At 73.5% G+C, this 11,744-nt stretch carries 10 protein-coding genes; all 10 read left to right on the top strand.

The window, feature by feature from the left end:
• Positions 1 to 2: 2 nt before the first annotated feature.
• On the top strand, positions 3 to 488 hold the full coding sequence (locus ACN27F_RS08955; RefSeq protein ID WP_421432307.1) for a hypothetical protein: 486 nt from the start codon (positions 3 to 5) through the stop codon (positions 486 to 488).
• A gap of 11 nt (positions 489 to 499) precedes the next feature.
• Positions 500 to 1,405, top strand: a complete 906-nt coding sequence (locus tag ACN27F_RS08950) for a 3-methyladenine DNA glycosylase (RefSeq protein ID WP_421432305.1) — start codon at positions 500 to 502, stop codon at positions 1,403 to 1,405.
• A gap of 254 nt (positions 1,406 to 1,659) precedes the next feature.
• Entirely contained in the window at positions 1,660 to 1,848 is a 189-nt protein-coding gene (locus ACN27F_RS08945; protein ID WP_421432303.1) for a thiopeptide-type bacteriocin, read from the top strand.
• A gap of 82 nt (positions 1,849 to 1,930) precedes the next feature.
• Positions 1,931 to 2,119: a thiazolylpeptide-type bacteriocin gene (locus tag ACN27F_RS08940; RefSeq protein WP_421432300.1), complete on the top strand. Its 189-nt coding sequence runs from the start codon at positions 1,931 to 1,933 to the stop codon at positions 2,117 to 2,119.
• A 142-nt stretch (positions 2,120 to 2,261) separates the two neighbouring features.
• Positions 2,262 to 3,191 (top strand): ABC transporter ATP-binding protein, encoded by a 930-nt coding sequence (locus tag ACN27F_RS08935; RefSeq protein WP_421432298.1) that lies wholly within the window; start codon positions 2,262 to 2,264, stop codon positions 3,189 to 3,191.
• 1 nt (position 3,192) lies between these two features.
• On the top strand, positions 3,193 to 3,948 hold the full coding sequence (locus ACN27F_RS08930) for an ABC transporter permease (protein ID WP_421432296.1): 756 nt from the start codon (positions 3,193 to 3,195) through the stop codon (positions 3,946 to 3,948).
• Positions 3,945 to 6,635 carry a lantibiotic dehydratase gene (locus ACN27F_RS08925; protein WP_421432293.1) on the top strand — a complete coding sequence of 897 codons (2,691 nt, stop codon included), beginning with the start codon at positions 3,945 to 3,947 and terminating at the stop codon, positions 6,633 to 6,635. The genes ACN27F_RS08930 and ACN27F_RS08925 overlap by 4 nt, the downstream gene beginning before the upstream one ends.
• The gene (locus tag ACN27F_RS08920) at positions 6,628 to 7,800 is read left to right on the top strand and encodes a hypothetical protein (protein ID WP_421432291.1); all 1,173 of its coding nucleotides are present in this window, start codon (positions 6,628 to 6,630) and stop codon (positions 7,798 to 7,800) included. The genes ACN27F_RS08925 and ACN27F_RS08920 overlap by 8 nt, the downstream gene beginning before the upstream one ends.
• Positions 7,797 to 9,704, top strand: coding sequence for a hypothetical protein (locus ACN27F_RS08915; RefSeq protein WP_421432289.1), 1,908 nt, complete (start codon positions 7,797 to 7,799; stop codon positions 9,702 to 9,704). Before ACN27F_RS08920 ends, ACN27F_RS08915 begins: the two co-directional genes overlap by 4 nt.
• A 1-nt stretch (position 9,705) precedes the next feature.
• Positions 9,706 to 11,742 (top strand): TOMM precursor leader peptide-binding protein, encoded by a 2,037-nt coding sequence (locus ACN27F_RS08910; RefSeq protein WP_421432287.1) that lies wholly within the window; start codon positions 9,706 to 9,708, stop codon positions 11,740 to 11,742.
• Positions 11,743 to 11,744 lie beyond the last annotated feature (2 nt).

Raw genomic sequence — 11,744 nt, 5'->3', positions numbered from 1 at the left:
GGGTGATCGAAGCAGCCGTCCAGTTCGACGCCCAGCCCCGTATCGACACCCTCGTCATCGAGTTGCACACCGAGTCACGGCGGCTGCGTACCGATTACGCGGGCATCGCCTGGATCGGCGACCGGCCGACGGCCGGCAGCGGGATCGCCGGCCCGGACTACACCCACCGCAGCGTCGACGCCCAACTGTTCCTGCCGGACACCCACTGGTACGACATCGACGCGCTCGACGATGTCGAGATCCAGGTGACCGCCGGGTTGCTGCAGGTCGCGGTGACCGCGCGGCAGACCCAGGGACTGGTCGGCGCCCTCACCGAGCCGTCGGTGGACTTCTTCGAACATCCCGAGGGGCAGCCAGGGGCCGGGGTCTGTTTGTGCCTGCGTGGTGAGATCTGGTCGAACCTGGCGGTGTCGTACCGGGTGACCGTGCTGTGCCGCCGGGAGGCGCTGTTGCGGGTCGGGGACACCTCCGGCGAGCCGGCCGACTGAGGCCGCCGCCGATGGCCAGGATCCCCGCCGCCCGTTGGGCCGCGCTCCGCGACGCCCACGCCGAGCGGGCCGACTCGCTGACCGCGGGGTACCGCGCCCGCAGGGCCTCCGGGCAGCGCCACGCGATCGACGACTTCCTGTACGACTACTACGGCACGCGGCCCGCGCTGTTGCGACGGTGGCATCCGGGAGTGGGATTCTTCCTGGAACCCGGGCCGGACGGCGCCGCCCCGCATCGGCGGTGGCGTTGGTACGTCACCAGCGCCCAGGCGGTGGTGAGCTTCGACGTCGTGTCGTTTCTCGCCGACCGGGCCGAGTCGGTGCGCTTCATCCACCGTCTGCTGTCGGCCATCGCGGCGCGGCCAGCCTTCACCGGCTGCTTCGGCCTGCATGAGTGGGCGATGGTGTACCGCCAGCGTGCGCACCGGCACCCGGTCCCGCTGCGACTCGGGCAGCAGGGCACCGACGAGGTGGTCGAGTCGCACCAGGTCCGCTGTACGCACTTCGACGCGTTCCGGTTCTTCGCCCCGGCCGCGGTCGGCCTCAACCGCCTACAGCCGACGAGAGACACGCAGGTGGAGCTCGACCAGCCAGGCTGTCTGCACGCCGCGATGGACTGCCACAAGTGGGCGACCAAGCTCGGCCCCGCGGTCCCGGGCGAGTTGGCGCTCGACTGTTTCGAGTTGGCCGGGGACATCCGCCGACTCGACATGCAGGCGTCGCCGTACGACTTTTCCTCGTACGGGGAACCGGCGGTAGCCATCGAGACGCCCGAGGGCAAAGCGGAGTACGTGGCTCGCCAACGCGACTTCGCCGGCCGGGCCGGGCAGCTACGGGCCCGGCTCATCGACGTGTGCGCAGCGCTGCTCGCGCAGGCGGGCGCCGCGTCACCGTCAGCCACCGCCGACCCGTCGTAGCGGGGCGCTGCGGCGGCTGTGCCGCGCGCGCCGTCCGCCGGTCCCGCAGCAGACGTCCGATTCAGACCTGATGCAGGTCTGTTGTGGGTATTTCGCGGGCCGGGCACCGGGACCTCGGCCCGATTCACCTCTTTCCAATGGTTGACCTTGACTCGACGTTCAATTAATCTCAAGCGCAGCAACAAGCTAGAACGTCAGGTGGAAGTCAAGGAGTGGCCCAGCGGACGGCTACCGGGCCGACAGGGAGGTGCGCGATGTTGGCGGATCCGTCGACAACCTGGGATTTCGCCCAGGACTACGACCTGGACATCGACGTGGACGGGCTGGATCTCGGTCCGCTCACCGTGACCGCGATGCGGGACTCGGCGGCGTTGCCCGAGACCGGTGCCTCCTCGGCCGACGACTCCGGCCGGGCCTCCTGCTCCTGCTGCTACGTCACCTGACCCACTTGCCGGCAGCCCCCGCCGGCACCCATGACGCCCTCGCCCCCGCGAGGACGAAACCCTGCAACGAAAGGTGGACCCCATGTCCGACGAAATCATCGACGTCGAAGACCTCGAGCTCGACGAGCTGTCGGTCAGCTCGATCCGTGACTCGGCCGCGCTGCCCGAGACCGGTGCCTCCTCCGGCTCGTCGAGCTGCAGCTCCAGCTCCTGCTGCGGCGCCAGCTCGTGCTGCGCCTCCTGCGCCGACTCCCTGGAGCCGGCGGTCTGACGCCAACCACCGCCCCGGCCGAGGGCACGACCGGCAGTGTCAGGGATTGCCGGTAGCCAAGGCAGGGCGAATCACGTCAGTTCGATCGAGCGGAGGGGGCGCGGTGCGCCCCCTCCGCGCGTCACATGCCCAAGGAGTGCTCGTGGAAGTCCTCGCCCGTCTCGACAGCGTCACCAAGACGTACGGCAAGGTGGTCGCGCTCGACGCGGTCTCCCTCGAGGTGCCCGCCGGGGTCACCGCCGTGCTCGGCCCCAACGGCGCCGGCAAGTCCACCATGATCGAAATCCTCGCCGGCCTGCGCCGCCCCGGATCGGGCCGGGTCGAGGTGCTCGGCGCCAACCCCGCCGACATCGGCGTCAAGGCGCGGCTCGGTCTGACCCCGCAGCGGACCGCCCTGCCCTGGCGGCTCACCGTCGCCGAAACCCTCGCCCTGATCGCCGCCCACTACCCGGACCCGGTGCCCCGTGCGGAGCTCGTCGACCAACTCGGCCTCGGACCGTTGCTGAACAAGCGGTGCGGCACCCTCTCCGGTGGACAACGCCGCCGGGTCGCCCTGGCCACCGCCCTGGTCGGCCGCCCCGAACTGCTCTTCCTCGACGAGCCCACCACCGGACTCGACGCCGACAGCCGCGACGGACTGTGGACGGCCATCGCCGACGTCGCCGCCGCAGGCAGCGCGGTGCTGCTCACCACCCACGACATGGCCGAGGCCGAACACCTCGCCGAACGGGTCGTGGTGGTGACCGGCGGGCAGGTCGCCCGCGCCGGTTCGGTGACCGAGGTCGTCGCCGAGGTCGGCCTGCACCTGGTCGACGTCGAAGTGACCGGCGTCCTTCCGCCGATCGCCGTCTCCGGCCCCGCCGACCGGGTCGAGACGGTCGGCAACCGGACCCACATCTACACCGCTGACCCCGACGCCACCGTCCGGGCCCTGGTCCGGGCCGACGTGCCGTTCACCGGCATCCGCGTCGAGCGGGTCGGCCTGGAGGAGGCGATCCGGACGATCAGCAAGACCGTCGACCCGGGCACCGTCGCCCGGACCGAGATCCGCGTTGCCGAGAAGGTGGCCTGACATGCGCTACGTCCTGCTGCACGCCCGGGCACACGCCCTCGACACGCTGCGGATGCCCGCCTACTGGGCCCCCGCGCTCGGCTTCCCGCTGGTCTTCTTCCTGCTGTTCGGTCTGGTCAACGCCCGCCGCTTCGCCGACCTCGGGCTGGGCAGCGAGTACGCGATCACCCCGTTCCTGCTCTACACCACGCTCAACGTCACCGTCGCCTCGCTCGCCGCCGGGGTGGCCGCCGACCGGGAGAACCCGTGGGAGCAGCGGCTGCGGCTGCTGCCGCTGTCCCCGCTGACCAGGTTCGCCGGGCGGATGCTCTACGTACTCGCGTTCAACGTGATCAGCTGGATTCCGTTGCTGGTCGTCGCCGCGTTCACCACCGATCTGCGGCTGTCGTTGCTGGCCTGGCCGGTCTGGCTCGGCGCCGTCGTCGTCGGCGCGATCCCGTTCGGCCTGCTCGGTATGGCGATCGGCTACCGCCTCGCCCCGCAACCGGCGATGATGCTGGCCAACCTGCTGTTCATGCTGCTGGCGTTCTTCGGCGGGCTGTTCGTGCCGGTGGACTACCTGCCGACGGCGCTGCACGCGGTGGTCCCGTACGTGCCGACCTACCAGTACCAGTACTTCGTACTCGCCCTGATCGACCGGGCCGACCACCTGATCGGACCCAGCTGGGTCGCGTTCCTGCTGCTCGCCTGGACGGCCCTGTTCGCCGTCCTCGCCCGCGCCGCGTTCCGGCGCGACGAGGGGGTGCGGTACGGATGAGCGAGGTCGCCGTCGTCCCGGCCCCGGCCGTCCGGCCGGCGACCACCACCGCGCTGGCGCCGTACGCGTTGGTCCGGCTGGCGGCGCTGCCGTACCCGCCGGCACCGCCACCGACCCGGGATTTCCGGGCCGCCCTGCAACGGCTCGTCGAGCTGCGGGTACGCATCAGCGAGCTGGCACCCCGGCTGGCCGACGCGCTCTACGCCAGCGCGGACGCTCATCCGGCGGAGTATCACCGCAAGGTGGTGCTACCGCTGCGCCGGGACGTGCACAACGGGCGGACGCCACGTCCGGAGCGGCTCATCGAGGTCGACGGGTTGGTCGGGCGAATTCCCGATCTGCCCGAATGGCTGGACGCGATGCGCCGGGCCGCCGACGTACGGGCCCGACTCGCCGACCTGGCCACCACCGCGCTCGGTGCCGAGCGGGCCGCGCTCGCCGAGACGTGCGCCGCCGAGCCGCTGCGTCGGGCCGTCACCCTCACCGGAGCCGACCTGTTGCGCGGCATCGAGCGGGCGGCGGCGGCCGGTGACCGGCCGGACAGCCGGGCCCGCAAGTCCGAACCCAACGCCCTGCGGTACGCCCTGCGCGCCACCGCCAAGACCAGTCCCCTGTCCTGGTTCACCTATGTCGGCTGGGGGCACTGGGCCGGTGGCACCGATCTCGCGGGTCCCGACCCCGACGATCCCGGTGCCGGTCCGGACCGAAGCACCGGCCCGGACCGGTGGCCCGTCGCTGTCGCTCAGGCCAACCGTACGCTGCTGGTCCGGCTGGTCGCCGCGGCGCTCGCCGAGCCGGCGCTGCGTGCGCAGGTACCGCACCGGCTGGCCGCGGCGATCACCATCGACGGAGACCGGCTCACCTTCCGGCGCGACCGACCCGTCGAGGGTGTCGACCGGGTGCTCTCCGTGCTCGAAGAAGAAGTGGCCCTCGGCTGCACCGGCCCGCTGCGACTGCTGCTCGACCGGGTCCGGGCCGTCGGTGCCGCCGGGATCGCACCCGACGACCTTGTCGCCGGACTCGCCGACCGGCTGCCCGGTCCGCCGCAGCGCACCGGGCCGGCCGCTGCCCGCTACGTCACCCAGATCATCGACGCCGGGTTGCTGCTGGCCGTGGAGCCGGTCGACCCGCAGGACCCGCTCGCGGTCACCGCCACCGCTGCCTGGCTGCGTCGGCACGACCGGGCGGAGCTGGCCGACCTGCTCGACGACATCGGCCGGCGTACCGCCGGGTTCGGCGACGTGCCGGCCGGTCGACGCGCCACCGCACTCGCCGGCCTGCGTGCGAGCTGGCAGGCCGCCTACACCACGGTGGGCCTGCCCTGGCACGACGCCCCGCTGCTCGCCGAGGACGTCGGTCTGCGGCAGCCGACGCGGTTGGGTGCGGCGCACGGTCGGCGGGCCGCGTCGCAACTGACCCGACTCGCCACCCTCGCCGAGCTGTTCGACCAGTACCTGCCGCTGCGCCGGCTGGTCCGGGACCGCTTCGTGAACCGGTACGGCGAGGGCGGCCACTGCGCCCGCGCCGCCGACTTCTCGCAGGAGATGAGCCAGGTATGGCGGGCGTACAACCTGGTCTCGCCGACCGGCGTGGTCAACGACGACCCGGACCTGGCCGACCTGGTCACCCCGGAACTGCTTACGCTCGCCGCCGCCCGCGCCGAGTTGGTCGCCCAGGCCCGCCGCAGCGGTCCGGCCGGCGCCGCTCAGGCCTGGCTCGCCGAGGACGTGCCGCGTGACGCGGCGGCGGCGCTGCCCGGCTGGGCCACCGCGCGGCCCGCGTCGTACAGCTTCTTCGTTCAGCCGGCCCGCAGCGGCGGCGACGACCTGCTGGTGCTCAACCATGTGTACGCCGGCTGGGGGCGGTTCACCAGCCGCTTCCTGGACCTGGTGGCCCCCTCGGCGAAGGCTCAGGTCGCCGCGCAGATCCGGGCCGGCCTCGGACGCGGCGCCCGGGCCGCCCAGTTCCGCCCGGTGGCCGGCTTCAACGCCAACCTGCATCCGCTGGTCGTCGACGACGAGGTCGGCGAGGATGCCCGCTGGGCCGATGTCCTCGCCGACCAGGTCGGGCTGCGGCACGACCCGGTGACCGATCAGGTACGGCTCTGCCTGGACGGTGCCGGCGCCGACCTGGACGTGCTCTATCTCGGGTTCCTGGTCCCGTTCGTGATGCCGGACCGGACCGTGCCGCTGCACTTCGATCTCAGCAGCGGACTGGTCGGTTTCCAACCGTTCGCCCCTGTCGGCGAGGTCGGCGGCAGCATCCGGCACCGGTCCCGGCTGCGGTACCGCGACCTGGTGCTCAGCCGCCGGTCGTGGCTGCTGCCGCCGGCCGAGGCGGGCCAGTTGCGGGCCGACCTGGAAGCCGACGGTGACGTCCCGTTCGACGCGGTCAGCCGCTGGCGAGCCCGGCTGGGCCTGCCGGCCGAGGTGTTCGTCGCCGCGGCGGGTGCGGACATCCGCGGCGGGCCGGACGACTACCAGCGGTATCTCTCCCTGCCCAAACCGCAGTACGCGGACCTGGGCAACGCGCTGCACCTGCGGTGCCTGCCGCGCCTGCTCGGCCGGCACGAGGGTCCCGTACGGATCGAGGAGGCACTGCCCGTACCCGGTGTTGGAAACCCGGACGGCCGGGTCGTCGAACTGGTGGCTGAAACGTACCGGAAGGGATGGGGTGGCGATGAGTGACCAACTCGATATCGCCTGCTACTACTACGCGCCAGCGAAACTGCCCCTGCTGCGGGCGGCCGTGCTGCCGGCCGCGCGGTGGGCGGCCGGTCAGGGCACCGGCGTCCATCTGGAGCGGCACTGGCGGCACGGCCCGCACCTGCGGATCCGGCTGAGTCGCCACACGCCGGCCGGCCCGGCCGCCAAGTCGGGCACCGGCGTCGATCTGGCCGGCGTCGCCGGTACGGTCGCCGACCGGTTGCGTCGCTATCTCACCACGCATCCGTCGACCGAGCAGATTGGTACGGCGGAGTTGCTCGCCCAGGCCGAACAGGCCGGCCGAGCCGAGTTGGTGCCGCCGCCGTACGAGCCGATCCATCCCGACAACACGGTCCGGATCGAGCCGGTGGACGACACCGCGCTGGCGGTGCTGCTGGAGTCGGCCGCCGCCGTCGAATGCCGGGCCCGGCTGCTGCAGCTTGGCCTGCCGGCGGTTGCTGCGTCCGCCGAGCGGCTCGCCGCGGCGGGTGACAGCGCCTCGGCCCGGGTACGGCTCTGCCTGACCGCGATGTCGCTGCACGCCAGCCGATACCCGCTCGGATTGGGCGCCGGACACCAGTCCTTCCTGTCCCACCTGGAAGAGTTCCTTGTCTTCAACGACCCGACCGGGCAGGTGCGGGGCGCGTTCGACGACCACTGGCGCCGGCGAGCCGACCCGGTCACCGAACTCGTGGCGAGGCTCGCTGACGGCGCAGCCGACGCCGCGGAGCTGGCGTGGCAGGAGTGGACGGCGACGGCGTGGGCGACGGCCGAGGCCGCCTACCGGCGGGGCGAGCTGCCGGCCGTACCCGGGTTCACCTACCTTTCCCGGGCCGAGCAGGTCGGTGACCCGGAGATCGTTCATCGCTGGCACCCGGACCGGACCGAGTACAGCGACTACCACCAGTTGCTGGGTCAGATCGACTTCAGCCGGGTGCCCTACGAGCGGGAGTTCGTCACGTACCGGTTCGCCACCAACGTGCTCTACCTGCTGCTGGGCCTGCTCGACGTCCGCCCGCTGGAGCGCTACCTCGCCGCCTACCTGCTGAGCCGGGCCGCGGAACGGATCACCGGGGTGACCTGGCAGGAACGTATCAACGGCTACCTGGACAGGCTGGCCGCCACCGCAGAGGAGGTCCGGCCGTGACGACCCGTGCGCTGACCGGGCCGCCGCCCACCCTGGCCACCCCGGCCACCGGGGACACCGCGGTGGCCGTGCTGGTACGGCTGCGCCCGGTGGTCTTCGCCACGCCGACCGCGACCGGGGTGCACGTACGCGGCTGGGCGTCCAGCTTCACGGTCAGCGGTGGCAGCGGCGTCTGGAAGATCTGGCAGCCGCTGGCCCGCCGGCTGGCGAGCGGGATGTCCCCGGCACAGCTGGCCACGCCCGGCGGGCGCCCCGAGGTGGCGAGGGTGGTCAACCTGCTCGTGGACCAGTTGCGCGAGCACGACATGTTGGTCGAGGTGCCGACCGGCTGGGGGGACCGGCAGGACAGCGGTCTGCCGCCGGTCGATCTGGCCCGCTGGTTGGAGTCTGTCGCCGCGGAGCCGGCCGCAGCCTGGGACCGGCTGCGGGCGAGCACGGTCACCGTGACCGGGCGGGGACCGGTGGCCGCCTCGGCGGCCCGGGCGCTGGCCGCCGCCGGCGTCGCGGTCGCCACCGTGCCGAGCCGCGATCGCGCCGACTGTGATCGCGCTGACCGTGATCGCGCGAGCCGCGAAGCCCGGGCTGGCGAGGCCCCGGCTGACGAGGCACCGGACCGGGCGGTCGTCGTGCAGGCCGGTGACGTCGCGGTAGCCGCCGGCTGCGCACCGGAGATCGGCTACGTGACCCCGGTGCTGCCCCGATCCGAAGTGGGCGGGCACGCCGGCGCGGTGGCTGCCCGGCTGGCGCTGCCACCGGCCGCCGGCCGCGCCGAGGTGGTGCCGACACTGGCCGCCCTGGTCGGCGCGGCGGCGGTGCACCGGATCGTCTGTGCCGTCGCCGGTCTGCCCGACCCGGCCGAGGAGGCGGCGACGCTGCCCGGCGGGGAACCGGCCGTACCCGGCCCGCACTACCCGTCGGTGCTGGTCGCCCGGCTCGACCCGGTCCGTGCCACGTACCACCCCTGGCTGGCGGCGGCCCGGCCAGCGGTTGCCGACTCGGCACCCGACATCGACGCGGTAGGGCTGCGCCTGGACGCCGTCGGCGATCCGGTGCTCGGTGCGCTGCCCCCGGCGCTGCCCGGCGACCTGCCGCAGGTGCCGGCGATGCTGGCCCGTGCCGGTACGGCGCTCGGTATCGGCGCCACCGCCGACGCCGCGCGGATCGACGCGACCGTCCGGGCCGCCGAGGCGGCGCTCGCGCCGACCGGGCCGGGTCCGGCGGACCGGCCGGAGACGTTCGCGGTCGAACGGTTCGCGGTCGGCGTCGACGCCCGACACGCCGCCGGAGTGGCGCTGCGCCGGCTCGCCCACGCGATCCACCATCGACCGGCGGCCAGCACCGCGAGCCCGGCCCCGGGCCAGCCCGGGAACCCGGCGGTGAGCGAGCACGAATGGGCCGCGACGCCCGCTGCCCGCCGCTGGTGGAAGGCGCTGACGCTGCGGTACGCCGTACCCGCCCGGCTGGTGGCGCACCGGTTGGGTCCCGGCGTGGTGCACGCCGAGATCGTCACCGAGGGCGGTGTACTGGCCTGGGCTGTCGAGGCGACCGCGGCGGACGCGGCCGCGATGGCGGCGCTCGCCGCCACCGGTGTGGCACAGGCCCGTGCCGTCGGAGCCCAGGTGCCCTCCGAGGCGGTCAGCCTCACCGGCGCGGCGCCGGCGTGGCAGCCGACCGACGCGCACCTGGCCCCGTGGACCGACGATGCCTGGTACTGGCCGGCCGGGGTCGTCGACAACGAGGAACGGCTGCAGGCCGATCTGCGGGCGGTCCTCACCGCTGGTGACGCCGGCCTGGCCGCCGTGGCGCAGCCGCCGGTGGCGGGCGCAGCGCTCACCCACGCCCTGTCCGCCACCGGGTTCGCCGTGCACGGCTACCGCTGGATCGCGCCGAGGGAAGGAGCCTGACGTGCCGACCCGCTCCGTACCACTGCTGCCGATGCCCCTGCCCGACCTGCCGAACGAGCCCGACCTGCCGAACGAGCCCGACCTGCCGGACCGGCCCGGTGTGGCCGCGCCGCCGGCCCGGCCGGGTAGCGCCGCCGGCCGGTCGCTGGCGGACGCGCTGATCGTGGCCGGGCACCCCGGTGTCGTCGTGGTCGATCCCGCAGGCGCGATCGCCGCACTACCGCCGGCCGCGGTGGTGCTGCTCGACGACTGGTCACCGGCGCTCGCCGCACAGCTGAGCGACGCCGCGTTCAGCCGCGTCGCGATCTGGCTGCCGGTCCGCCTGGACGGCAGCCTGGTGCTGGTCGGCCCGGTGCTGCGGCCCGGGGCGACGACCTGCCTGGCCTGCGCCGAGCGGGCCCGGCTGCGGGTGTTCGGCCCGGCGGTGCCGGCGGGGAACCCGCTGCTGCGCCTCGGCGGCACCATTCCACCCACCCAGCTGCCGACCGTCGTGGCCGCCGTCGCCGACGTGCTGGCCGATCCGGACGCCCACGATGGCGTGGTGGTGGCCATCCGGACGGACCACGCCACCGTCAGCAGCCACCGGGTCCGGCCCCGGCGGGCCGGTTGCCGGATCTGCCGCCCGGTGGCCCTGGACACTCCGCACGGTGCCGAGCTGCCGCTGGACCCGGCACCCACCAGCGATCCGTACTCGCTTCGGGGCGCCAACCCGCGTACCGGCCGTGAAGCGCTGCGTGGCGAGCTGTTCGACTGGCGGCACGGGCCGGTGGCCCACGTCATCCGTACCGAACGGTCCCCGATGGCGCTGATGACCAGCGAACTGTCCAGCGACGGCAAGATCCGGGAAGCCGGCTACGGCCGGGCCGGCAATTTCGCCGACGCGGAACGGGTCGCGCTGTTCGAGGCGGTCGAGCGGGCCACCGGAATGCGCCCGCACCGGCGGCGTACCGCGGTCGAGGCGAGCTACGCCGAGCTCGGCCCACGGCGCGCGGTCGACCCGGCCCGCCTCGGCCTGCACGATCCGGCGTACCACGACCACCCGGCGTTCCGGATGGTGCCGTACACCCCGCACACCCGGACCCGTTGGGTGTACGGCTGGTCGCTTGGTCGGCGCGAGCCGGTACTGGTGCCGGAACACGTCGCCTACTGGGGGTTGCCGCACGGCAGCGGGCCACGGTTTCTCTACGAGAGCTCCAACGGCTGCGGCCTGGGCAACAGCGCCGTCGAGGCCGCGCTGTACGGGATGTACGAGGTCGCCGAGCGGGACGCGTTCCTGATGGCCTGGTACGCCCGCACGCCACTGCGCCCGGTGGCGGTGCCCGACGACGATCAGGTGCTGCCGCACCTGGTGGACCGGCTCGACACGATCGGCTACGACCTGTTGTTCTTCGACGCTACCAACGATCTCGGCGTGCCCACCGTGCTGGCCCTGGTGCTGCACCGTGATCCGGACAGTGGCGCCCCGCAGGCGTTCTTCGCTGCCGGCGCGCATCCCGACCCCCGCTGCGCCTTGCGTTCGGCGGCGGCCGAAGCGGTCGTGGACACGTTCAGCCTGCCCGAGGTGGTCCGCTCCAAGCCCGGTCACCTCGATCCGGTCCGGCTGCAGGCGATGCTCGACGATCCGACCCTGGTCACCGGGTTGGAGGAGCACGTCGCGGTGAACACCGCGCCGCAGGCCCGGCACCGGTACGAGTTCCTGCTCACCGACGCCACGCCCGCCGACTGGCGGGAGGTCTGGCCCGGCCGGCCCGCCCCGGTCACCGACCTCGCCGTGCTGCTCGGGCAGACCGTCGAGCGGTGGGCCGCCGGCGGGCTGGAGGTGATCGTGGTGGACCAGACCGATCCGGTGGCCCGGGACCGCCTCGGCCTGCACTCGGCGAAGGTGATCGTGCCGGGCACCCTGCCGATGACCTTCGGCCACGTGTACCACCGCACCCGTGGCCTGGACCGGCTGCTGCGGGTACCGGCCGAGTTGGGCCGGGTGCCGGCGCCGCTGCGGTACGACGACCTGACCCTGTACCCGCACCCGTTCCCGTGAGG

This window comes from Solwaraspora sp. WMMB335 (assembly GCF_049179075.1).
Classification (GTDB): domain Bacteria; phylum Actinomycetota; class Actinomycetes; order Mycobacteriales; family Micromonosporaceae; genus Micromonospora_E.
This window is presented reverse-complemented; position numbering and strand designations above follow the sequence as displayed.

Coding starts and splice junctions, on each gene's coding strand:
- ACN27F_RS08950 (WP_421432305.1), top strand. CDS start 500: ATGGCCAGGATCCCCGCCGCCCGTTGGGCCGCGCTCCGCGACGCCCAC.
- ACN27F_RS08945 (WP_421432303.1), top strand. CDS start 1,660: ATGTTGGCGGATCCGTCGACAACCTGGGATTTCGCCCAGGACTACGAC.
- ACN27F_RS08940 (WP_421432300.1), top strand. CDS start 1,931: ATGTCCGACGAAATCATCGACGTCGAAGACCTCGAGCTCGACGAGCTG.
- ACN27F_RS08930 (WP_421432296.1), top strand. CDS start 3,193: ATGCGCTACGTCCTGCTGCACGCCCGGGCACACGCCCTCGACACGCTG.
- ACN27F_RS08925 (WP_421432293.1), top strand. CDS start 3,945: ATGAGCGAGGTCGCCGTCGTCCCGGCCCCGGCCGTCCGGCCGGCGACC.
- ACN27F_RS08920 (WP_421432291.1), top strand. CDS start 6,628: ATGAGTGACCAACTCGATATCGCCTGCTACTACTACGCGCCAGCGAAA.